The 22,062-nt window shown below is 61.0% G+C and carries 19 protein-coding genes; 10 read left to right on the forward strand and 9 right to left on the reverse strand.

The window, feature by feature from the left end; translation table 11 throughout:
• Positions 1 to 211: 211 nt before the first annotated feature.
• From EJD88_RS13940 to EJD88_RS13960, 5 genes are all read left to right on the forward strand, one after another.
• A complete protein-coding gene (locus EJD88_RS13940) occupies positions 212 to 3,520 on the forward strand; it encodes a hypothetical protein (RefSeq protein ID WP_256673704.1) in 3,309 nt (1,102 codons plus the stop codon).
• A 217-nt stretch (positions 3,521 to 3,737) separates the two neighbouring features.
• Positions 3,738 to 4,106, forward strand: coding sequence for a response regulator (locus EJD88_RS13945; RefSeq protein ID WP_158878254.1), 369 nt, complete (start codon positions 3,738 to 3,740; stop codon positions 4,104 to 4,106).
• A gap of 130 nt (positions 4,107 to 4,236) precedes the next feature.
• On the forward strand, positions 4,237 to 5,637 hold the full coding sequence (locus tag EJD88_RS13950) for a DUF1254 domain-containing protein (RefSeq protein ID WP_112195296.1): 1,401 nt from the start codon (positions 4,237 to 4,239) through the stop codon (positions 5,635 to 5,637).
• Between the two features lie 63 nt (positions 5,638 to 5,700).
• On the forward strand, positions 5,701 to 7,251 hold the full coding sequence (locus EJD88_RS13955) for a J domain-containing protein (RefSeq protein WP_158878255.1): 1,551 nt from the start codon (positions 5,701 to 5,703) through the stop codon (positions 7,249 to 7,251).
• A complete protein-coding gene (locus tag EJD88_RS13960; protein ID WP_158878256.1) occupies positions 7,248 to 8,219 on the forward strand; it encodes a DUF3829 domain-containing protein in 972 nt (323 codons plus the stop codon). Before EJD88_RS13955 ends, EJD88_RS13960 begins: the two co-directional genes overlap by 4 nt.
• Here EJD88_RS13960 and EJD88_RS13965 read toward each other — a convergent pair.
• Together EJD88_RS13965 and EJD88_RS13970 are read right to left on the reverse strand one after the other, a co-directional pair.
• Positions 8,216 to 8,887, reverse strand: coding sequence for a DUF3313 domain-containing protein (locus EJD88_RS13965; protein WP_158878257.1), 672 nt, complete (start codon positions 8,885 to 8,887; stop codon positions 8,216 to 8,218). The genes EJD88_RS13960 and EJD88_RS13965 overlap by 4 nt on opposite strands.
• A gap of 120 nt (positions 8,888 to 9,007) precedes the next feature.
• The gene (locus EJD88_RS13970; protein ID WP_158878258.1) at positions 9,008 to 9,502 is read right to left on the reverse strand and encodes a hypothetical protein; all 495 of its coding nucleotides are present in this window, start codon (positions 9,500 to 9,502) and stop codon (positions 9,008 to 9,010) included.
• A gap of 163 nt (positions 9,503 to 9,665) precedes the next feature.
• Between EJD88_RS13970 and EJD88_RS13975 the strand changes: the two genes are divergently transcribed.
• Entirely contained in the window at positions 9,666 to 10,358 is a 693-nt protein-coding gene (locus tag EJD88_RS13975; RefSeq protein WP_158878259.1) for an aspartate/glutamate racemase family protein, read from the forward strand.
• Here the strand turns inward: EJD88_RS13975 and EJD88_RS13980 are convergent.
• The 4 genes from EJD88_RS13980 to EJD88_RS13995 all read right to left on the reverse strand — a co-directional run bounded on the left by EJD88_RS13980 (position 10,355) and on the right by EJD88_RS13995 (position 14,391).
• Positions 10,355 to 10,867, reverse strand: a complete 513-nt coding sequence (locus EJD88_RS13980; protein ID WP_158878260.1) for a GNAT family N-acetyltransferase — start codon at positions 10,865 to 10,867, stop codon at positions 10,355 to 10,357. The two genes, EJD88_RS13975 and EJD88_RS13980, sit on opposite strands and share 4 nt — an antisense overlap.
• Before the next feature lie 61 nt (positions 10,868 to 10,928).
• Positions 10,929 to 11,999: a DUF1176 domain-containing protein gene (locus EJD88_RS13985; protein ID WP_158878261.1), complete on the reverse strand. Its 1,071-nt coding sequence runs from the start codon at positions 11,997 to 11,999 to the stop codon at positions 10,929 to 10,931.
• A gap of 54 nt (positions 12,000 to 12,053) precedes the next feature.
• The gene (locus EJD88_RS13990; RefSeq protein ID WP_158878262.1) at positions 12,054 to 13,193 is read right to left on the reverse strand and encodes a glycerate kinase; all 1,140 of its coding nucleotides are present in this window, start codon (positions 13,191 to 13,193) and stop codon (positions 12,054 to 12,056) included.
• A gap of 91 nt (positions 13,194 to 13,284) precedes the next feature.
• Positions 13,285 to 14,391: a sugar diacid recognition domain-containing protein gene (locus EJD88_RS13995; protein WP_112195311.1), complete on the reverse strand. Its 1,107-nt coding sequence runs from the start codon at positions 14,389 to 14,391 to the stop codon at positions 13,285 to 13,287.
• A 161-nt stretch (positions 14,392 to 14,552) separates the two neighbouring features.
• Between EJD88_RS13995 and EJD88_RS14000 the strand changes: the two genes are divergently transcribed.
• Positions 14,553 to 15,863, forward strand: coding sequence for an MFS transporter (locus tag EJD88_RS14000; protein WP_158878263.1), 1,311 nt, complete (start codon positions 14,553 to 14,555; stop codon positions 15,861 to 15,863).
• 66 nt (positions 15,864 to 15,929) lie between these two features.
• Here EJD88_RS14000 and EJD88_RS14005 read toward each other — a convergent pair whose 3' ends face one another.
• The gene (locus EJD88_RS14005) at positions 15,930 to 16,634 is read right to left on the reverse strand and encodes an SDR family oxidoreductase (RefSeq protein WP_112195313.1); all 705 of its coding nucleotides are present in this window, start codon (positions 16,632 to 16,634) and stop codon (positions 15,930 to 15,932) included.
• A 101-nt stretch (positions 16,635 to 16,735) separates the two neighbouring features.
• On the opposite strand from EJD88_RS14005, the gene EJD88_RS14010 reads away from it, so the two are divergent.
• From EJD88_RS14010 to rarD, 3 genes are all read left to right on the forward strand, one after another.
• A complete protein-coding gene (locus tag EJD88_RS14010) occupies positions 16,736 to 17,638 on the forward strand; it encodes a LysR family transcriptional regulator (protein WP_158878264.1) in 903 nt (300 codons plus the stop codon).
• Positions 17,639 to 17,719: 81 nt separating this feature from the next.
• A complete protein-coding gene (locus EJD88_RS14015) occupies positions 17,720 to 18,730 on the forward strand; it encodes an aldo/keto reductase (protein WP_099583026.1) in 1,011 nt (336 codons plus the stop codon).
• A 144-nt stretch (positions 18,731 to 18,874) separates the two neighbouring features.
• Positions 18,875 to 19,756: an EamA family transporter RarD gene (gene rarD, locus EJD88_RS14020; protein ID WP_112196954.1), complete on the forward strand. Its 882-nt coding sequence runs from the start codon at positions 18,875 to 18,877 to the stop codon at positions 19,754 to 19,756.
• A 54-nt stretch (positions 19,757 to 19,810) separates the two neighbouring features.
• Here rarD and hppD read toward each other — a convergent pair whose 3' ends face one another.
• Complete coding sequence (gene hppD, locus EJD88_RS14025) at positions 19,811 to 20,887, reverse strand: 4-hydroxyphenylpyruvate dioxygenase (protein WP_099583027.1); 1,077 nt, start codon at positions 20,885 to 20,887, stop codon at positions 19,811 to 19,813.
• Between the two features lie 243 nt (positions 20,888 to 21,130).
• Positions 21,131 to 22,054: a DMT family transporter gene (locus tag EJD88_RS14030; protein WP_158878265.1), complete on the reverse strand. Its 924-nt coding sequence runs from the start codon at positions 22,052 to 22,054 to the stop codon at positions 21,131 to 21,133.
• Positions 22,055 to 22,062: the final 8 nt, after the last annotated feature.

Here is a 22,062-nt window from a genome sequence, read left to right on the forward strand (position 1 = left end):
CATGTTGAATATCTCGACACATGTGTCTACCGCCACGCCCCTTCCCGTCGTTACAGCCACGCCCAGGCCGAGCCTTGCTGAGTCAGCCCCTTCGGCTATAGGCCCCTCGGACACCCCATCGTCACCCCGGAAAACCGACCTCTGCGGCCAACTGGCCGATAAGGCGAACTTGAAGACGCTCGGCCAGGCGCTCAGGGACCTGGCGACAAGAATGGGCAAAGACGCAACGCCAGAGGCCATTCTTGAGGGGGTAAAAAACACATCCATGGCTATCGATCCGGCCTCTTCGTACCTCGCGCCGGGCAATGGCAGCGTGAGCCTGGAGGCTTTCATCGAGCACCTGGGAGTCAAGGTGCCCGCCGCCCACTTCCACCTCAATGCACTCGCTGATGCGGTGATCGACAGAGCGTTGGAGCACCCTCTGGGCAATCTGGGAGGCGCGCTGTCCTGGCCAACGCCCTTGGCGTCAGACGAACAGCGACGCCTGCGGGCCATTACGCTCAATCACGTCCACCATCTGGGTGACAAACCGTTGGTGATGCAAACCCAAGACGGTGTACTTGAGTTCCTGCGTTATCGCCAGCCGTTACCGGCGGATGCGCAGAATGATCCCGCGAAGATACTGAATGCGCTGATCAGCTCGCCGCGGGCCCAACTGATGGGCAAAGACATACAAGAGAAAATGCAAGGCATTGACACCGGCAGCAGCGTGACGGATTACCTGCTGGCGGGGATTGCGCTGCAGATGGACCCCGAGTCCATCACCGCGCCTCGTCGCAACAGCATTGCCGGTTTCGATCTGGCAAGCGAGCAACATTGGGGTAAGCCCGCCTCCGCCGTAGTTGAAGGCCTGGCCGCTCATTTGAGCGCGACAAAGCGCACAAGCCCCGCCTTGGCACACGTCGGTGCCCACCTGCTGTTGGCCAGCCGCGCCCCGATGTTCCTGATCAAGGACATACCTGCCTCGGTGACCTATGGCAGTACGGCGTGGATGAACCTGGCGGTGGCTGCGGCCACAATCGAGGCCCGTACGCCGGGCAAAGTCCCGAACATGACGTTTGCCGATGTCATGCGAGAAGCCGAAAGTGCATCCCTGGCAGACCGTTCGATTACCCAGCACGCCCAGGCTGCGGCCCTGGTGGATTGGGGAGTGGCCAACGGTGTTATCGGCAAAAACCTCAACGACGACTACTCCGACGCACAACTCGATACGGTCAGAACCGCCTTCAACGAACAACTTGACGCTCGGCTCACGGCGACCAAAGCGCTGGACGAGCCAATACCCACCCGAAAAGAAATTGCACTGGCCAGACTCCAAGAGCGTTTTGGCGACCTGGGGCCGCTTTTCGAAGAGAAAGTGCTGAGTACAGACGCTTATCGCGGGACCGATAAGCAAATCAGGCTGGTAGGCGAGCATTCGATGTTGGATATCGCCATGATGGACTTGCCGGATCCGGCGCCCTTCAAGTCGGATGACCCCCGTATTCCGTTGGAAGCATTGAACGCCAACTTGAGTTTTGGCGTGCGAGGCGCCTTCGAACAAGAGTTCAGCCAAAGCATCAAGGACAAAAAATCCGCTGTAAACACCACGATCCGGCACTTGATTTCACAGCTGCCGTTGGCGGATCGAAAAAATTTCGAATTCGGTAAAGTCACCTTGTTCCAAGAAGGTTCGCACGAGTTAGGCCTGGGGTTTACCGATAAAACCTACGGTCCAAACAAGCCAGGCCTGCTGGTCAGGACTGAACTGAACGGCGTATCAGCAGCTTACGAAATCAACTTCAACAAAGGCACGATTGAACCCACGCATCTGTGGCGGGCGGAGGAACAGAGTTCAAGTCGATCACGGTGGGTATCCACGACTAAACCCTTCAAGCCTGACGAGGGAGCCGACCTGCTCAGTGTTGAACGACCGGTGAATGAATCACAGTTGAACTCCTTCAGCGGCGATCGATCCCGTGCCATTGCCAACGCGTTTGTGCAGCACCTTGAACTCGACGACCCGTCTATAAAAGCCAATGCGCTGGGCCAGACCACCCTGGACGAATTGCAAGGCGGCCCCAAGCCACTCACCGAATTTCTGTTAAACCTGATCCCGTTTCGATCGGCCATCGTCAATTTCCAGAAAGGGAACTATGGCGAGGGCGCGTTCGATCTGGCGCTGGATGTATTCGGCTTTCTCACCGCTGGCGCCGCAGCCGCAGGCAAACTGATGAAGATAAGTAGCTCCGCGCTCTCCAGCGGCGCCAAGGCGCTACGCGCCGCCAAAGTGATCGGTGCAGCGACCATAGGGGCGCTGAACCCCTTGAGCGGTTTGGGTGATCTAGCGGCGGGAGGCGCGAGGGTATTGGGCCAGGGCGCCAGTTTCCTCGCGACCAGAGGGGCTGAGGCCATTCATAAACTAAGGGGTGCCAGCGGTAGCTATGACCTGCTGAACGCCGTCAGCAAAGAACACGGCACGGCCTTGATCGGTACGTTTACCGCCGGGAACCGCAGCATTGAAACGGTCTCAGTGCTCAAGAACGATCAGTGGTACCACTACAACCCCGACAAAAACGAGCTGTATGGGTTGCCGATCAAGGATTTCAAGCCCAAGGGCGCAAGTGAGCCCCCCACGTTTAACGCCCAGGGAGAGCGCGAATTCCATCATATGGACCTCAAGAACAACATCCTCGCTGCGCAAACGCCGCCCAATCTGCCGCGGTACAACCTAGGGCATTCACGCGGCCTACTGGAGAATGTCAAGGGGTACCACAAAGGCATGGACAGCGCCGAACTCAGGCAGTTGGCATCAAAACCCGATCGAACCCCGGAAGAAATGGGGGTGCTGACAAGGGAAATCAAAAAGATCGACCTTGAGAATGCTCAGTACGCATCTCGTCTCTTGACCCACGATGTTAGCGCGCCCGGCGTTCGCGTCGTCCCGGTGTCACAAGTTCATTACCTGGCGAATGTTGATATTACGTCGCGTGGCGAGTGCGCGGGTCTATCCAATGCAATGGCCTTGGCGGTCCACCAAGGGAAAGAAGATAAGCTGATGCAAAACCTCTACAAGGCAGCCGATAACCCAAGCGATCCCAAAGCTGCTTTGTTCATTCAACAGCTAAAAGATCTTCAAGACTCGGCCAGCAGGAAAACTACGTTCCATATGGGCAAACCGCATACGAAGAAACCTTACCAAGACATCATCGAGGACTTGACCAACTCCCCCCAATCAAAAACCCTGCGGATAACGACCAAGGACCATGCAATGCTCGCCGGGATAAGAGTTGAAGCCGGCAAGACTGATTGGTTTTTCTACGAACCCAACTCCGGGATGGCCACATTCACCACCTTGCAATCGATGCAGGAGGGCATGGAGAAAGCACTGAACAGCGGGAACATTGCCGCCACCCTGCTCCCCTACGGCAAAAAGCGCGGTACACGGGAATACTCTGTCAGCACATTTGACCCAACTGACATGAATGTCGATTTCGTGAACAAGCCGGCTCTACAGCAACTCATCGATGCCCAATTGTAATGCCTTGATTTGCGCTGTTGAACACCCCAGCCTTGCAGCAAACCCTGCGGGGCTGGGCCTAAGAATTCAATTTGTACGCCCCTGGAAAGAGACAACGCCGTCCAGTGTCGTCACAATGCGCGCTTCTGGGGAACTTGCCTGGATCCGGAAGACTCACTAGTGAAGTGTCTTTTTGACTTTTTTATCACCGCCCCCCCTCTTTTCAGGAACTCCCACTATGTCGTCCCCGCCAGCCTCCATCATCCTTGTCGTTGAAGATGACGCCATTGTGCGCATGCTGATCGTCGATGTACTTGAGGAGTTGGAGTTCAAGGTGCTTGAAGCGGCCGACGCTGAAGCGGCTTTGGTCGAGGTTCAGGACAATGGCCAGGTGATTGACCTGATGATGACCGACGTTGGCCTGCCGGACATGGACGGCAAGCAACTGGCAACCATAGTCCGTGAGCTGCGACCCTCGCTGCCGATCCTGTTTGCCAGCGGCTATGCCGAGAACATTGACGTGCCCGCAGGCATGCAAGTGATTGCCAAACCGTTCTCGATTGACCAACTGCGCGACAAAGTCAAATCAATGCTGCCCGACGCCTGATTCCGTCGCCAGCGGGATAACGTGACCTGCGTCATTTTTGCAGGGATTAACGTGACGTTCGGGAAATAAAACCGGAAACTCGCAGCCTTCACTCCCCGTCACTCAAAGCCCCCTGTAAGGACGCAACAACATGATTGGAAAACCGACGCGCCTGCTGTTGGCGAGCCTCTCGATACTCATGAGTACCGGCGCCTGGGCCGATTTCACCGCGACCCCGAGCGAAGCGCGGGCCATCGCCAAGGAAGCCTACCTGTATGGCTACCCGGTGGTGCAGATGTACAAGACGCTCTACACCCAGGCCGTTGATAAAGGCGGCGCCAACTTCAAGGCACCGTTCAACCGGATCGGCAACACCGCCCAGGTGTTTACGCCCAAGGACACGGCGATCTTGACCCCGAACGCCGACACGCCCTACTCCTTTGTATGGATGGACCTGCGCAGCGAGCCGTTGGTGCTCACGTTGCCGAAGATCGAAGATAACCGTTACTACTCGGTGCAGTTGATCGACCTCTATACGCAGAACATCGCCTACCTGGGCACCCGCAGCACCGGCAACAATGGCGGCCACTACATGATTGCCGGCCCGGACTGGAAAGGTCAGCAACCGGTCGATGTGGACCGCGTGGTGTACAGCGAAAGCAACATCGCCTACGCCCTTTACCGCACGCAGCTGTTCGATGAAAAAGACCTGAACAAGGTCAAGCAGATCCAGAACGGCTACAAAGTGCAGACGCTGAGCAGCTACGTGAAACAAGCCGCGCCGGCCAAGGCGCCGAAGGTCGAGTGGCCCAAGCCCACCGCGACCATGGCCGAAGGCCCGCAACTGTTTCGCTACCTGAACTTCATGTTGGCCTTCGCCGCGCCCCAGGACAGTGAAAAAGACCTGCTGGCGCGCTTTGCCACAATCGGCATCGCCCCCGGTGCGCCCTTCAAGTTCAACCAGTTGACGACCGAGCAGCGCAAGGCCCTGGAAGATGGCATCAGCGATGCCCGCGCCGAGTTTGCAACGTTCAAGAAGGACAAGCTCGACACCCACCAAGTGCCCAGCGGTGAGCTGTTCGGCAGCCGCGACCACCTGCAGAACAACTACCTGTACCGCTACGCCGGTGCGGACATGGGCATCTTCGGCAACTCCAGCGACGAGGCCGCGTACCTCAGTTATTTCGTCGACAGCGAGGGCAAGCCGGCCAACGGTGCGCGTCACAGTTACACCGTGCATTTTGCCAAGGACCAGTTGCCTCCGGCCGATGCGTTCTGGTCCCTGACCCTGTACGACGCCAAGACCAAGCTGCTGGTGCCCAATCACAAGAAACGCTACCTGATCAACTCGCGCATGCTGGGTGACCTCAAGCGCGACGCCGACGGCGGTGTGACCCTGGCGTTGCAGCACCATGAGCCACCGAAAGCCGAACAGAGCAACTGGTTGCCGGCGCCGCCCGGCCCGTTTTTCGCTGTCCTGCGGATTTACCTGCCCAAGCCTGAGGTGGGTAGCGGTCAATGGAAGCTGCCGCCACTGACACCGCTCAAGTAACACCACGCGCCCGGTCGCAACAGGGTCAGACCGGGCGCGATTGTTTAGGGAGTTGCACCGCACATGACTTGCTGGAATGTCCTCGGCCTGACGCCAGGTGCCGATAGCCGCACGATCAAGCGTCAATACGCCGCCTTGTTGAAAAAGACCCGCCCGGACGATGACCCTGAGGGCTATCAGCGTCTGCGCGAGGCCTACGAGGCGGCACTGGCGTGGAACCCAGGCGAGCAGGTCGCGGATGACGTGCTTATCGAGACCTCCGACCTCAGCCTCGCCCAGCATTACCAAGCGGCCATGGCCGATGGCACCGCGCTGTTGCTCGAAGTCCACCTGTTGCAGCGCTGTATCGACGGCGACCTCAATGCCGAAGACACGCGATGGGCCTTCGAGACCTTCAACTGGCTGACCGCCTGGCAGCGGTTGGAATTGCCCAGCGAATTGATCAGCACCCTGGAGTTCCAGCACCGGACCCGGTTGCAGCAACCCTTGCACCAAGCCCTCGGCCAGCAAGACGACGCTGCGTTCCTGGCCGCCTACGCCGCTACACCCGGCGCGCATGCCTGGGTCAACAATCATCCCCATGCCGAGTGGTTCAACGAATGGTTGGCCAGGCTGCTTGCCAACCATCCTTACTGGTCGAGCACGGTGTTCGACGCCGTGTGCGCCGGACAAAACTGGCACGGCGGCGCAGACCATGGCTGCCCGGCCGGCGACTGGGCGCTGTTGTTGAAGCGCCAGCAAGGGCCAGCCTTCATGGCGCGCCAACGCGCCTTGGCCGCAGAGCCGCCCCACAGCCCGCAACAGCGCGCCGCACGTTTACTGCTGGCACCGATGAGCCTGGGCCAGCGCCGTGCCTTCGCCCAACGCTTCGACGAAGATGACTGGAAGGCCTGCAAGACCCTGAGCGCCGATATTTATGCCGATCACGTCAGCGTTGCCGAAGGCATGCCCGGTGGCACGGTGTATTTCTGGCAGGGCTGGGAGTCGGCGATGGACACCTGGCCGTGGCTCGTGGCGCTGGTGCTCAGTTGCCTGGTGGGCGTGCTGGTAAAGGCCGACGCCCTGGCCGGCAACGTGGTACCGACCTTGGGCCTGGGGATTTTGTGGTCGATCGGTGCCGTGGTCGGTGCGGGCATCGCCTGGCAGGCCTGGCGTCCGTTGGCTCATCAATACCGCGTGTTGGATGAACAGCTGAGCCAACGCTTGCCCCGCTGTCTCAGCCCGACCCACTTGCCGCTGTTGCCGATACGCGACCTGATCCCCGGCCTCGTTCTGGCGGCGGCGTTGGGTTATGTGTTCAGCCCGTTCGCCAGCTTGACCCTGGTGGTCGCGCTGGCGCTGGTGGGGCTGATCAAGCGGCCTTTCATGAATCACCACACACCGTGGACCGCCCGCCATCCGCGCTGGGCCGTCCTCGGCACGGCGCTTTGCCTCGTCACTGCGGTCGCGCTCTACGCTGGCTTGAAGGTGCTCGACAACCAGCATCGGGTCACCCGCAACCAAGGCCTGCAACAGTGGACCGAACGCCTGTGCAGCCGCATGCCGCGCAGCGTGGTTGAGTGCCAGGCGCCCGCCACGCAGGCGCAGTGGTACGGTCAGGAGGCCAAGCCATGAATCCAAAATGGTTGTTACCCATCAGTCTGGCATTGGGCCTGGGCCTGCTCGGCGTGGCCGGTGCCAGCAGGCCTTTGCAAAAGGTGCAACTGTGGCTGGACCAGCGCGACAGCCCCCACACCGCCAGGGCGAGTGCCCTGGCGCCGATCATTGATTGCGTGAACCGCGTCGACCGGGATACGCGCCTAACTTATTACCCCGAGCCCGACAAGCCGACCCTCGACAACTATGGCGACCGCAACGAGCCGGCGCCGTACCTTATCCAGCGGTCGGTGTGTTCGCAGCAGTACACGGTGAAACTGGAACGCCAGGCACCCGCCAGCGATTTGCTCGCGGCCGCCGGCGCCTACGCGCAATCGCTGTACAACCTCACGGCCCTGGCGGATGGGGTCGCTCGCGTGCAGGCGCGCAGTCTGGCGCCTACGGGCCAGGAAATAGCCGCAGAGGCCAAACACAAGCAATTAATGCTGGCTTACGACCAGGTCGTCGAAACCTACCTGACGGCGTCCACTTCTCTGCGCCAACAGCTGGAGGATGAAGATCTACGCGTGCGTCCCGCGCAACTGGCGCTGCTGGAGGCGCGCTTTGGCCGGGACATGCAGTGGCATCTGCTCAACTACATGATCACGGCGCGCCAGGCGGTCAACCAGATCGAGCAAGGCGTGCGCGACGCCAACCTGACCCCGCAGCAGGTGGCCGACTTGACCGAAGCGCTGCGCCAGACTGCCGAAGACAGCCGAATCTTTCTGAACGCCATGCCCAGCAGAAGGCTCGACGATGAGGCGATTCACCTCTGGTACAACATCAAGGCGCCTGCCGATGAATACCTCAAGGCCTTGGTTACCCTGCACCAGCACTGGCAGGACCACGCCGCGCCGCAGCAGTTGAGTGACGACTATGACCTCGTCACCCGCCGCTACGACGCCCTGCTCAGCTACTACAACCGGCTGGCCAGGAATGCGTTTTAGTGTTTTCTAAGTTTCATGTAGGACTGATGCAGGTCGGATGCCCAACCGTCGATCACGCCTTTCACGTCATCGGCCTTCATTACCTGTGAATCGTTTGCCAGTGGCTTGCCGGTGCCTTTGCGCACCACTTGGGCGATGACCTTGCCACTGGCGCCGTCCAGAAACTGCGCTTCGGTGCCCAAGGTGGTTTCCTGGTCACGGATGCCGGTGCCGGTACTCACCGCCGCCGCCACCAGGGCCACCGGGATGAACTCATAGGGTTTCAGGCCTTCGGTCTTGCTGCTGACAGCAGTGATTGCCGCACGCACCACGATCACACCTGGGCCGGGCGCGTTGGCCAGGGGCAGTGACTTGGCCAACTCACGCTTGAGCGCCTGGTTGTAGTAGGCGTTGATGCCGTTGAGGGTGCTGTCGGGGATTTTCGCGGTGCCGTGGGGCTTGGGGTAAAACTGCGTGGGTTCGATGTAGGCCGCGTTGTAGCGGCTCAGGTCCAGCTTGGGATCGACCCAGCGCATCACCTCGGCGCCCGACGGTGACTGGGCCTGCTTGAGGTGGCTGTAGTCGGACAGAAAGCCCGAATACTCATCCGGTTGCGTCACCTTGCTGGCGCAGCCCGTCATCCCCATCGTGGCAATGCATAGCGTGCTGATCATTAGCCTTAGCTTCATCATCGAACTCCCTGGCGGTTTTCATCGAAACAATGAGCTGTAGGTATAGCCAATCCTGGGGAATACACCTTATTTGACCCCGGGCATTTGGCAGACCAGCGGGTGTGGCGACAAGACGACTCAGCTGCGCTCGCGAGGGATCAGGCTTTGCAACTGCGAGGCCAGGAAGTTGGCGTCGAAACCGAAGGTATCCGGGTCTTTCAGGCCATTGGTTTTCTTCCACAGCCAGTCGTTTTTATCGGCCGCCAGCACCAGCGAAACGCTGCCGTGGCGCGCCGCGGTCAAGCCCATCACTGCAACGGAAATCGAACCGCCCGCGCCCATCACATCCGGCACGAACTCCACGGTTTTGCCGGTGATCTGCACAATGAGCTTCTCGGTCTTGAAGGTGGACGTCTCCACCGGCACGCTGGGTCCGCTGGCCACATAGGCTTGACGATAGACCTCCAGCAGCCCGACGGTTTTCACCGGCTCCAGCCACTGTTCGATCTGCCCGAACAACTCACCGAGTTTTTGTGCCCAGCGGGCTGATTGCACGTCGTATTGCTGCTTCTTGTGCGCTTCGCTGTCGGCGTAATGACGAAGCATCTCGCCCAGTTGCTGTACATCGTCCATTGCCAGATTCCTTGGGTGAGCCAGGTTGCGAGGGCTGATCATGGCAGATGCGGCGGTTCGGCGTACGGCTTAAAACTGCACCGGTCATTTGGCTGGCAACTGCGTATGACTATTGGCTGGCCAGTGGGTAAGGTGAAGCCACATCCCTTGTCAGGAATATCACATGCGCACCATCGGCCTTATCGGCGGCATGAGCTGGGAGTCCAGCGCCGAGTATTACCGGATCATCAACCAGCGCGTACGCGACCAACTCGGGCCGCTGCGCTCGGCGCAACTGTTGATGTACAGCGTGGATTTCGGCCCTGTGCAGCAGGCCCAGCATGCAGGGCGCTGGGATGACGCCGCGTTGATCCTGGAAGAGGCTGCGCGTCGCCTGCAAGCGGGCGGCGCCGAGTGTGTGGTGCTGTGTACCAACACCATGCACAAGGTGGCACCACGTATTAAGGCGGCGGTGTCGATTCCTTTCCTGCACATCGCCGATGCCGCCGGTTTGGCCGCTGTGGAAGCCGGCACGCTGACGGTCGGTCTGTTGGGGACTGCCTTTACCATGGAGCAGGACTTTCTCACGTCGCGCCTGGCCGAGCATGGCCTGACGGTATTGGTGCCGGACGCGAATGAGCGCCGGGACGTGCACCGCATCATCTATGAAGAGTTGTGCGTGGGCGTGATCAGCGACACGTCACGCCAGATCTACCAACGGGTGATCGAATCCCTGGCCGCCCGTGGCGCCCAGGCAATCATCCTCGGTTGTACGGAAATCGGGATGCTGATCAAGCCGGAACACAGCGACCTGCCACTGCTGGACACCACCGAGCTGCATGCGCAGGCTGCGGTGGCGTTTGCCTTGCAGGATTAAGCCGACCGGCGCAGGCGCGCCATGCTCACGGTGTCGACAAACACACCGTCACGCAGGGCGTAATCGCGCAACACCCCTTCCACCTCGAAACCGAATTTACGGTACAGGTGTTGCGCGGCTTCGTTGTCGGCGTACACCGTGAGTTCCACGCGGTGCAGGTTCATCCAGTTGTCGGCCACGTCCAGCGCGGCCGTCAGCAGGCGCGAACCCACGCCCTTGCCCTGCCAGGCCTGTGCGACGCCCATGCCGAACGAACCCACATGGGCCCGGCGCACGCGCAGGTACTGTTCCAGGCCGAGCTGGCCGATCACCTCGCCCCCGTGCACCGCCACCAGTTGTAGCCGGCGCTCGTTGTCCAGTACCAGTCTGTTGCGCCAGGCCTCCACGGATTGAAAAGGCATTTGCAGCACCTGTCGACACACGGCCGGTTCGTTATAGAGCGCTGCGACGCCCTCAAGATGGGCCTCGGTAAAGCGCTGGATCACGATATGGGGTTCAGGCGTGTGCATGGTGTTTCATCCTTTGAAAGACACGTGGCCAGCCAGTGTAGAGGCCCTGCCCGTCCGATGGCTAGGGTGCCGGCGCTGTCGACCACAACGCCGGCCAATCGCCGTAACCGACCCCGGTGCAGCGCGGCATGGCGTGCAGCTCGCTGAGCTGGAACCCCTGGCCATCAAACACCCAGACGGCGCCCTCGCCACAATCGCCGAGCCCGCGCAGCTTGTAGAAATAACTCAAGGTGCCGCTGGCCGGGTCGTACCCCACCGAGCCTTGCAGCGGCTCGATCCCCAATGGCAAGGACTCAAGGTGCATCGGGGTTTGTGCGTACGGCGCCTGGCGCTGGCGGCTGACCACATCGTATTCACAGTTGTAGGCTGCGCAGTCATAACGCACCACCGTCATCGCCTGCTGTGCGGTCAGGGCGCCAGCGTTGGCCTCGGGCGCGCTGCCGGTGCCGTTATCCTCGGGCGTGATGGTATGCAACGCAGCCGCGACGAGGCCAGCCTGCTCCTGCGCAGTCAACCCCGGCGCTCCTGGGAATCTGCGCAACACTGGTGTCTGCAGGCGCGCGGGCACGCCGCTGGCCGCACCTTTACCCGGCCGGGCCAGGGCGCTGACGTTATCCACGCGGCCCTGCACGGAATCCATCAACAACAGCGAAGCACTCAGCCCACTCAGCGACACATGGGCTTGCTCATCCCCCGGCAATTGCACACGCTGGCCGTTGCGCAAACGCTGTAGCCACCGCCGCGCTGCAGCGTCCTCGATTACGCCGTAGGATTGCACCTCGGGATCACCGCCCTGATCGTCGAGTTCTATGTGCAGGTCCCGGGTCAGCTCCAGCTCCAGCGGCTGGCCGTCCAACAGCAGAGTCGACAGGTCCAGCGCCTCGCCGCGATGGTCGAACCGCAAACGCAGGAACCCTTCAGGCCCGGCCTGATGCCAGATGTGCAAGGTCAGCGAGCTGTAGTCCTCTTCGTCAACGCCACTGGGTGCGCTGAGGGCATGGCAATTGCGCAGGTTGTCGCAACCCGTGACCCAGTTCTTGATTTCCCGGAGCAAGGGGACGGTTTCGGCGTCGGCTTGAGCGAAAGTGGCAGTGCCGGTCAACAGCAGTGCCAGGAATGCGGGGCGCAGCATGGGGACTCTCCGTGTCAAAAAAGGCGCGGATTGTCCCATGTTCGGGAGGCGACGTCAGTGCTTGGCCGCCACCCGCCACAGCCGCGCAATATCCGCCGCCCGCTCACGCAACAAACGCGGTGCCTCACCGCACGCCTGCTCCAGGCTCATCGGGCCGCAAGGCAGGGCGAAGGCAGCGTCAACGCCGTGGGCGTACATCTGTTCATAACCGTCGCCCAGGGTGCCGGCGATGACGATCACGGGTACGCCGTGCTGTTGGGCGATGCGGGCGACGCCGAAGGGGGTTTTGCCGCGCAGGGTCTGGGCGTCGAAGCGGCCTTCGCCGGTGATGACCAGGTCGGCGCCGCGTATGGCCGCGTCCAGGCCAACCAGTTCGGCGACGACGTCTACACCGGCTCGAAATTGTGCGCCGAGAAAGGCTTTGGCGGCGAAGCCCAGGCCGCCGGCGGCGCCGCTGCCGGGTTCATCGCGCACGTCCTTGGGCAGCACCTTGGCGCAGTGATCGGCGAAGTGGCTGAGGGCAGCGTCCAGCTTTTGGACTTGCTCGGGATTGGCGCCTTTTTGCGGGCCAAAAATCGCTGAGGCGCCGTGGGCACCGCACAGGGGATTGTTGACGTCGGCGGCGATTTCGAAGCGCACCTCGGACAGGCGCGGATCAAGCCGCTCCAGGCTGATATGGGCCAGCTGGGATAAGGCCAGGCCGCCCGGCGCCAGCACCTGGAATTGGGCGTCAGACAGTTGCACGCCCAGCGCCTGCATCGCGCCGGCCCCGCCATCATTGGTGGCACTGCCGCCAATCGCCAGGATGATGCGCTGTGCGCCAGCATCCAGCGCGGCGCGGATCAGTTCGCCAGTGCCGTAGGTGCTGCTGATGCAGGCATCGCGCTGCCCTGGCGGGACCAATTGCAGGCCGCTGGCTTCGGCCATTTCAATGATCGCCGTGTGGCTGTCGGCCAACCAGCCCAAGCGCGCATCAACCGTGGCGCCCAACGGCCCGCGTACGGCTTGGCGGCGCAATTCGCCATTGCAGGCCGCGAGTACCGAATCCACCGTTCCTTCACCGCCGTCCGCCATCGGGCACTGGATCAACTGCGCATCCGGCCAGACCTGCGCCAAGCCTTGGGCAATGGCCTGGGCGACGCCCTCGGCACTCAGGCTGTCCTTGAACGAGTCGGGGGCGATGATGATTTTCATGGGCTTTCTCCGGTTTTTATGACGCCCATGCTGCCAGTTGGCACCGGGAATGACGCCGGTCCGATGCACAAGTGCGGGTGGGGTTTGTTGTTCATTCCGACAAAGGCTGGGGCAAGAGCTGTACGCCCAGGTACAGGGCAAGCATGCCGTCCAGGGTCAGTGGGTCGACGCCGCTGAGTTCGGCGATACGCTCCATGCGGTAGCGCAGACTGTTGCGGTGGATGCCCAACGCATCGGCGCAGGCCTGGCTTTGCCCATCGTGGTCGCACCAACTGCGCAGGGTGGCCAGCAGTTGGCCGTTGTTGTCCTTGGCCAGCACCTTGCGCAGGGGGTTGAGCAGTTCGTCGAGCGCGTCGTCGTTGCGATGGCGCCAGAGCATCACCGGCAAGCGATAACGGTTGAGGGTCAGCAACCGCGAATGCGGCAGAACATCGCGGCCGTAGGCCAGCAAGTCACCGACGCGCCGGTAGCAACGGCGCAACCCGGCCAGCCCCTCTGCCTGCCCACCGACGGCCACCCGCAGGACATTCCAGCCTTGGCCTGCGAGTTTTTCGAGCAACCGTGGATTATCCACCTGCACCGCCGCAGGCCGGCACCATAACAGCGAGAACTGCGCCGAACTGACGCACCAACTGTCCGGATAGCGCGACGTCAGCCAGGCACTCAACGCCTCCGCCGACTGGCCGTCACCCAGTTCGAACAGGTACGGCGTGCGCGCCAGTTGGGGCTTGAGTCCCAACTGTTGAGCTTCATCGACCAGGCGCGGCGAGTCTCCGGTTTCGGCGAGGAGTAAGGCCAACAGATCGTCGCAACGCTGGCGTCGCCATTGCTGCTCGGCTTGCTGATGACGGTGGCTGACCAGCATTTCAGCGGTCATGCGTACCAGTTCGGCGTAGGTGCGCAGCAGCTCAGGTTCGCCGGTGATGCCCAGCACACCGATCAAGCGCTGATCGTGCAGCAGCGGCAGGTTGATACCGGGTTGCACGCCCTTGAGGTGCTTGGCGGTCTGGCCGTCGATTTCCACCACGCGACCATTGGCCAGCACCAGTTGCGCGCCTTCGTGGCGAGTGTTGATCCGCTCGGACTCGCCACTGCCCAGAATCAGGCCCTGGCTGTCCATGACATTGACGTTGTAGGGCAAAATCGCCATGGTCCGATCGACGATGTCCTGCGCCAAGTCATGATCCAACTCGAACATGAGTCTAAATTCCTGAAAAAACATGATTGTTCATCGGCACAGCGCAAAGTATCCGTCACTGTGCGCGAGCACAAAGACAGCACCCCGCTCCGTGGCCGAGACTCGTTGGGCGATCAACGTTACCCTCGCATCGCGAAAAATCATAATAAAGAGAGAACGCCATGTCACAGAGCGCCGCTGCCACACTGGCCACCGATGACGATAAAAACGCCATCTACAAGCGCATTACCCTGCGCCTGATCCCCTTCATTTTCATCTGCTATCTGTTCAACTACCTCGACCGGGTCAACGTTGGCTTTGCCAAGTTGCAGATGCTTGATGCGCTGAAATTCAGTGAAACCGTGTACGGCCTGGGTGCCGGGATTTTCTTCATCGGCTACGTGCTGTGCGGCGTACCGAGCAATCTGGCGCTGACCAGGTTCGGTCCACGGCGCTGGATTGCGTTGATGATGATCGTGTGGGGCACCTTGTCCACGTGCCTGTTGTTTGTCACCACGCCGACGCATTTCTACACCCTGCGCCTGTTCACGGGCGCTGCCGAAGCCGGCTTCTTCCCTGGCGTGGTGCTTTACCTGTCGCAGTGGTTCCCGACCTTCCGCCGCGGCCGGATCATGGCGCTGTTCATGTCGGCGATCCCGGTGTCCGGCTTGCTCGGCAGCCCGTTCTCTGGCTGGATCCTCAACCACTTCGCCGCCGGCCAAGGCGGCTTGGCGGGCTGGCAGTGGATGTTCCTGCTGCAAGGCATCCCCACCGTGATTCTCGGCGCCCTCGCCTTCTTCCTGCTCAGTGACACGTTTGCCCACGCCAAGTGGCTCAAACCCCACGAGCGCGCAGTGCTGGAAGCCGATCAGGCGACGGACCTGGCCAACAAGCCGAAGACCACCACCGACTCCCTCGCCGAAGTGTTCAAGAACCCGGCGATCTGGGCGTTCGGCCTGATCTACTTCTGTATCCAGAGCGGTGTGTACGCGATCAACTTCTGGCTGCCGTCGATCATCAAGAACCTGGGGTTCAGCGATAACCTGGTGATCGGCTGGCTCAGTGCGATTCCGTATTTGCTGGCGGCGGTGTTTATGCTGCTGGTGGGCCGCTCTGCGGACTTGCGCAAGGAGCGTCGCTGGCACTTGGTGGTGCCGATGCTGATGGGCGCGATTGGCCTGCTGATTGCTGTGAATTTCGCCACCACCCCGGCGATTGCCATCCTTGGCTTGACCATCGCCACCATGGGCGCCCTCACCGGCCTGCCGATGTTCTGGCCAGTGCCGACGGCGATGCTCAGTGCGGGCGCGGCGGCGGGTGGCCTGGCGTTGATCAATTCCATGGGGCAGATGGCGGGGTTTCTCAGCCCGTATATCGTTGGCTTTGTGAAGGACGCTACAGGCTCGACCGATATTGCGCTGTACTTCCTGGCGGCGGTGATTGTGGCGGGTAGCTTTCTGGCTCTGCGGATGACACGCACCTTGAAGGCATAACGCGGCGCTTGTGGGAGGGGTCAAGCCCCTCCCACATTGAGTCCTCTGAGTTCTCGCGGTTTTTGTCTAAAGCAATCCGCCGCCGTCGATGTCGATCACGCTGCCGGTCATATAGCCATTTTCCATGGCCAGTACATACCCCGCCGCCACCTCCTCGGCCTGCCCTACCCGCCCAACCGGCAACGCACCGCCCGCCTTGGCGAACATCGCCAACCGCTGCTCTTCAGCCAACCCCGCATACGCCGGTGTATCAATCACCCCAGGGCTGACCACGTTGACCCGACGCGGTGCCAACTCTTTGGCCAATTGCTTGCCCAGTGCCTCGGTCGCGGCATTGATACCGACCTTGATAAATTGCCCCGGCACCCACTTACGCCCCAGTTGCCCCGAGGTCAGGCTGATGCTGCCGCGCTCGTCGAGAAACGGCAGCGCCAGTTGGATCGCGCGCAACGCGCCCCAGAGTTTCACGTTGAAATTATCCTGGGCCTCGTCCAGATCGGTGTCGATCAAGAGCTTGGCGCGCACCGACGGGCCTGAGGTGTAGACCAGATGGTCAAAGCGCCCGACGCCTTCGAACAGACGTTGCAGGGATGTCGCGTCCGTCACGTCGACCGGTTCGCTGCGCACGCCGTTGTCGCTGCCGGCGGACAAGCGCCGGCCCGCCAGCACCACGTGGGCACCCCGCGCAACCGCCGCCTTGGCCACCGCCGCGCCAATGCCGCTGCTGCCGCCGATCACGATGACGGTTTTACCGCTGAGGGAAGAAGTCATGGGGAGATATCCTGGGTGAGAAAGTGAGCGTTCATCTTCCCAGCTTGGCAATCGACGAAAAATCCCGGTAAAACGACAAGATCTTTAAAGGATTTTTACAAATGAGCTCAATCCTCGACCTTGAAGTCTTTGTGCGCACCGCCGATACGGGCAGCCTGTCCGCGGCCGCACGCGGCCTGGGTTTGACGCCAGCGGCGGCCAGCATCGCCCTCAAACGCCTGGAAACCCGGCTGGGCATTCGCCTGCTGGCGCGCTCCACCCGCAGCATGCGCCTGACCGAGGAAGGCAAGCGCTACCTCGACAGCGTGCGCGAAGCGTTGGCCGCACTGGCCGACGGTGAACAGGCGCTGAGGCAGCACAGCCAAGGGTTGACGGGTTTACTGCAATTAGCCGCACCCTCGGATTTCGGGCGCAATGTGGTGCTGGGCTGGCTGGACGCATTCAAGGTGGAGCACCCGAACATCCGCCTGCAACTGCTGCTCAACGACAGCAATGCCGACCTGTTCCGCGACACCGTCGACATCGCCCTGCGCTTCGGCGTACCTCGCGATTCCAGCCTGGTGGCGCTGCCGGTGGTGCCCGATCATCAGCGTATTGCCTGCGCCAGCCCCGAGTATCTCGCGCGCCATGGCACCCCCACGACACCCACGCAGTTGGCGCAACACAGCACGCTGCGGTACATGCGACAGGGACGCGCCAACAGTACGTGGTTCTTTCGCCAGGGCAGCGAGCTGCGGGAAGTCGACGTGACCGGCGATTACCTGAGCGACGACGGTGAAATTGTGCGGCGCTGGGCCTTGGCTGGCCACGGCATCGCCTATAAAGCCAACCTGGATGTCGCCCGGGATCTCAAGGCAGGTCGCCTGGTGCACCTGTTGCCGGATTGGCAAGGCGAACCCACCCCGTTCAACTTGATGTGCCCCCACCGGCTGCAAGTGTCGGAGCGGGTGAAAGTGCTGCATCGGTTTCTCCAAGTGCGTTGTCAGGCGTTGCTGAGCGAATGAAGAAACATGCCCAGGGCTTGTTCCAGAGCCTCTGAGTCTGGTATTGCATGGAGACCGTCTCACAGCCGCAAGGAGCTATGCATGATTTACCGCACATTGGGCCAGTCCGGTTTGAAGGTCAGCGCGTTGACCCTGGGCACCATGATGTTTGGCGAGCAGACCCCTACCGAGGACTCGCTGCGCATCATCGACAAGGCCTGGGACCAGGGCATCAACTTTATCGACACGGCGGACGTGTACACCGGCGGACGCTCCGAAGAACTGGTCGGCGAAGCCATTGCCCGGCATCGCCAGGATTGGGTGGTGGCGACCAAAGTCGGTTTCGGCCCGCCGGACGGCTTGCCCAACCGCAGTGGCTTGAGCCGCAAACGGATCTTCAATGCGCTCGACGCCAGCCTGACCCGACTCGACACCGATTACCTCGACATCTACTACTTGCACCGCGAAGACCACGACACCCCGTTGGACGTGACGATCTCTGCGATCGGCGACTTGATCCGCCAGGGCAAGGTCCGCTACTGGGGCTTATCCAACTATCGCGGCTGGCGCATTGCCGAGGTGATCCGCGTGGCCGAACGTCTGGGCGTGGACAAACCGGTGATCAGCCAGCCGCTGTACAACATCGTCAACCGTCAGGCCGAGGTCGAGCAGATCACCGCCGCTGCCGCCTATGGCCTGGGCGTAGTGCCGTACAGCCCGCTGGCACGCGGCGTGCTCAGCGGTAAATACGCGCCGGACGTCACGCCAGAGCCGGGCAGCCGCGCCGCACGCCAGGACAAGCGCATCCTGGAAACCGAATGGCGCGTGGAGTCGCTGCGCATTGCCCAGCAGATTCAGCAATACACCCAAGGGCGTGGCGTGGGGATTGTGGAGTTTGCCATCGCCTGGGTACTGAACAACTCAGCGGTGAGTTCGGCGATTGTCGGGCCACGTACCGAGGCGCAGTGGGACGCCTACACCGGCGCACTGGACGTGAAAATCACCGCAGAGGATGAGGCTTTTATCGATTCGTTGGTGACACCGGGGCACTCGTCTACGCCAGGCTTCAACGATGTGAGCCACTTTGTCTCGGGGCGCATTGCCCGATCGTAGGTGGTGGATGGCCGCAGGAGTCAAGGCCGATTCCGTGGTGTGAGAAAATTTCCCAACATTTGCCCCAAAACAGAGCAGCCGTTTCACGCCGTAAGCACCATAATGCACGCCTCTCTTGTACAAATCGGCTTTCGCGAGGACAGCGTGTCTAAAGGTGTTGTGTTATCGGTCTCGGCCTCGGTGTTGTTTGCCGTGATGTATTACTTCACATCATTGCTCACACCGTTGAGCGGCCTGGAGATTTTCGGCTGGCGCATGCTGCTGACCGTGCCGTGCATGACGGTGTTCATGCTCGTCAGCGGCGAATGGCGGCGCGTATTGGAATTGCTGCGGCTACTGGCGGCCAAGCCACGATTGATCGCAGGCGTCGTGTTGTCTTCGGCATTGCTGGGCGTTCAGCTGTGGTTGTTCATGTGGGCACCGCTGAACGGGCGCAGCCTGGATGTGTCGGTGGGTTACTTCCTGCTGCCACTGACCATGGTGCTGACCGGGCGCCTGGTCTGGGGTGAGCAGCTCTCCTACCTGCAAAAAATCGCGGTGTTTTTTGCCGGCCTCGGGGTGCTCAACGAGCTATACCAGGCCGGTGGTTTTTCCTGGGCGACGCTGGTGGTGATCATTGGTTACCCGCTGTACTTCATCGTACGCAAGTACCTCAAGACCGATAACCTGGGCGGGCTCTGGTTGGATATGGCGCTGATGCTGCCGGTGGCCTGGTGGTTCGTGCAAAGCGGCGAGCAGGGGTTTGCGGTGATGGATGTGCACCCGAAACTGTACGCATTGATTCCCATATTGGGCCTGATCAGCGCGTCGGCATTGGTGAGCTACATCATCGCCAGCCGCTTGCTGGCGTTCAGCCTGTTCGGGCTGCTCAGTTATGTCGAGCCGGTGCTGTTGCTGGTGGTGGCACTGCTATTGGGTGAAGGGATCAAGCCGGGTGAATGGCTGACCTACATTCCGATCTGGATTGCAGTGATGGTGCTGGTGTTCGAAGGCTTCAAACATCTGGTGCGTCAGCGCCGCGCCTGATTCACAGGCGATAAAAAGCCCGGCCGGGGAAACCTCGGCCGGGCTTTTTTACGCTTAATCGGTGGTCAATACACCGCGACGCACCTGGTCACGCTCGATGGACTCGAACAGCGCCTTGAAATTACCTTCGCCAAATCCATCATCACCTTTGCGCTGGATGAATTCGAAGAACACCGGGCCCATCAGGGTTTCCGAGAAGATCTGCAGCAGCAGGCGCTTGTCACCTTCGATGGATGAGCCGTCGAGCAGGATCCCGCGTGCTTGCAACTGGTCCACCGGCTCGCCGTGGTTCGGCAGGCGACCTTCGAGCATTTCGTAGTAGGTGTCCGGCGGCGCGGTCATGAAGCGCATGCCGATCTTCTTCAACGCGTCCCAGGTCTTGACCAGGTCGTCGGTGAGGAATGCCACGTGCTGGATGCCTTCGCCGTTGAACTGCATCAGGAACTCTTCAATCTGACCGGCACCCTTGGACGATTCCTCGTTGAGCGGGATGCGGATCATACCGTCCGGTGCGCTCATGGCCTTGGAAGTCAGCCCGGTGTATTCGCCCTTGATATCGAAGTAGCGCGCCTCGCGGAAGTTGAACAACTTCTCGTAGAAGTTGGCCCAGTAGGCCATGCGCCCGCGATAGACGTTATGGGTCAGGTGGTCGATGACCTTGAGGCCTGCGCCTTGTGGATTGCGTTCCACACCTTCCAGGTAGACGAAATCGATGTCGTAGATCGAGCTGCCTTCACCAAAGCGGTCGATCAGGTACAACGGCGCGCCGCCAATGCCTTTGATTGCCGGCAGGTTCAGCTCCATCGGCCCGGTTTCAATGTGGATTGGCTGGGCGCCCAGCTCCAGTGCGCGGGTATAGGCTTGTTGCGAATCCTTGACCCGGAACGCCATGCCGCACACCGACGGGCCATGCTCCGCCGCGAAATACGAGGCGATGCTGTTGGGTTCGTTGTTGAGGATCAGGTTGATCTCGCCCTGGCGGTACAGGTGCACATTCTTGGAACGGTGGGTCGCGACTTTGCTGAAGCCCATGATCTCGAAGATCGGCTCCAGAGTGCCTGGGGTCGGCGATGCGAATTCGATAAATTCAAAGCCCATCAGGCCCATTGGGTTTTCGTATTGGTCGGCCATGTTCGGCGCCTCATTCTTGTGATTAACGAAGGTCAATTAGCAGCAAGGATGAGGCAGCAAGGTGGCGCACAGGAAAGGCCTCGCACGCTGCGGGCGAGGAAGTCACCAAAGATGAGGGGGGAGCCGAGTCGCTTCATGGTTACATCAGTCTCTGACGGCTGAGGCTTGCGTGAGCGCAAGTCCTTATTCTTGTATGCGTAAATCGATTCTACACAGCGTAACAGTGTTTGTCCGTAGTCTTCATCAAATCCCTATTGCCCCGGCCCGTGCAAGGGGTTTGTTGCACAGGTAAATGCCGGACAGAATCACGGCGCCACCGATCAGCATGGGCAAGGTCAGCTGCTCACCCAGCAACAAGGCTCCGCACAGCACGGCTGTCAGCGGGTTGAGGGCGATAAATACGCCGGAACGCGTCGGGCCGATCCGGCGGATGCCGTCGTAATAACCGATATAGGCCAGCGCCGAGCCGAGCACGCCCAGGTACAGCAGGCTCAACAACTGTGACAGCCCCAGGCTGGTGAGTGCTTCAACCGTGAAGCTTCCTGATACCGCGGTAGTCGCGGTCAACATCACCGTCCCCAGCAACACCGACCAGGTAACGGTCTGCAGCGGTCCCAGGCTTGCGTTCAGCCCACGGGAAGCCAATGAATATATGCCCCACGCCGCTACACATCCAAGGATCAGCAAGTCACCCCGCCAACTGTCGACGCCTGCCTGCATCAGCCCAGGGTTGCGACTGACAATCACAGCGGCCGCGCCCGCCAGGCACAACGCGATCCCGGCGACCTTGGTGCAACTCAGGTGCTCTTTGAACAGCAACCACGACGCGAGGCCAATCACCGCCGGGTTCAAGGCCACGATCAACGACGCCCGTGACGCATTGATGTACTGCAGCCCATAAAAGAAACACAGGTTGTAGAAAAAAATCCCGAAGAAGCCCAGCACCGTCAATTGCGCAAGTTGCCGTGGGCTCGGGCGAGCCAGGCGGACGCGCGCGAAGGCCATGAACAGCAGCAATGCCAGGCTCGCCAGGATAAACCGCAGGCTGGCGGCCAGCAGCGGATTGACCTGATCGGCCAGGTAACGCCCGGCGACAAAGGTGCCACCCCAGATCATGGTGACGGCGGCGAGTTTGCAATAGGTCAGGCGATCCGAAGTGGGGCTCATTGGGTGGG

The sequence above is a fragment of the Pseudomonas sp. PB105 genome, assembly GCF_009764655.1.
GTDB classification, from domain to species: domain Bacteria; phylum Pseudomonadota; class Gammaproteobacteria; order Pseudomonadales; family Pseudomonadaceae; genus Aquipseudomonas; species Aquipseudomonas cyclaminis.

Excerpts from the sequence above, each read along its gene's own strand:
- EJD88_RS14010 (WP_158878264.1), top strand. The coding sequence starts at position 16,736 with ATGAGCTCAATCCTCGACCTTGAAGTCTTTGTGCGCACCGCCGATACG.
- EJD88_RS13965 (WP_158878257.1), bottom strand. The coding sequence starts at position 8,887 with ATGAAGCTAAGGCTAATGATCAGCACGCTATGCATTGCCACGATGGGG.
- EJD88_RS13995 (WP_112195311.1), bottom strand. The coding sequence starts at position 14,391 with ATGTTCGAGTTGGATCATGACTTGGCGCAGGACATCGTCGATCGGACC.
- hppD (WP_099583027.1), bottom strand. The coding sequence starts at position 20,887 with ATGGCCGACCAATACGAAAACCCAATGGGCCTGATGGGCTTTGAATTT.
- EJD88_RS13990 (WP_158878262.1), bottom strand. The coding sequence starts at position 13,193 with ATGAAAATCATCATCGCCCCCGACTCGTTCAAGGACAGCCTGAGTGCC.
- EJD88_RS13945 (WP_158878254.1), top strand. The coding sequence starts at position 3,738 with ATGTCGTCCCCGCCAGCCTCCATCATCCTTGTCGTTGAAGATGACGCC.
- EJD88_RS13955 (WP_158878255.1), top strand. The coding sequence starts at position 5,701 with ATGACTTGCTGGAATGTCCTCGGCCTGACGCCAGGTGCCGATAGCCGC.
- EJD88_RS14015 (WP_099583026.1), top strand. The coding sequence starts at position 17,720 with ATGATTTACCGCACATTGGGCCAGTCCGGTTTGAAGGTCAGCGCGTTG.
- EJD88_RS13950 (WP_112195296.1), top strand. The coding sequence starts at position 4,237 with ATGATTGGAAAACCGACGCGCCTGCTGTTGGCGAGCCTCTCGATACTC.
- EJD88_RS14030 (WP_158878265.1), bottom strand. The coding sequence starts at position 22,054 with ATGAGCCCCACTTCGGATCGCCTGACCTATTGCAAACTCGCCGCCGTC.
- EJD88_RS13940 (WP_256673704.1), top strand. The coding sequence starts at position 212 with ATGGGCAAAGACGCAACGCCAGAGGCCATTCTTGAGGGGGTAAAAAAC.
- EJD88_RS13960 (WP_158878256.1), top strand. The coding sequence starts at position 7,248 with ATGAATCCAAAATGGTTGTTACCCATCAGTCTGGCATTGGGCCTGGGC.
- EJD88_RS14005 (WP_112195313.1), bottom strand. The coding sequence starts at position 16,634 with ATGACTTCTTCCCTCAGCGGTAAAACCGTCATCGTGATCGGCGGCAGC.
- EJD88_RS14000 (WP_158878263.1), top strand. The coding sequence starts at position 14,553 with ATGTCACAGAGCGCCGCTGCCACACTGGCCACCGATGACGATAAAAAC.
- EJD88_RS13975 (WP_158878259.1), top strand. The coding sequence starts at position 9,666 with ATGCGCACCATCGGCCTTATCGGCGGCATGAGCTGGGAGTCCAGCGCC.
- EJD88_RS13970 (WP_158878258.1), bottom strand. The coding sequence starts at position 9,502 with ATGGACGATGTACAGCAACTGGGCGAGATGCTTCGTCATTACGCCGAC.
- EJD88_RS13985 (WP_158878261.1), bottom strand. The coding sequence starts at position 11,999 with ATGCTGCGCCCCGCATTCCTGGCACTGCTGTTGACCGGCACTGCCACT.
- EJD88_RS13980 (WP_158878260.1), bottom strand. The coding sequence starts at position 10,867 with ATGCACACGCCTGAACCCCATATCGTGATCCAGCGCTTTACCGAGGCC.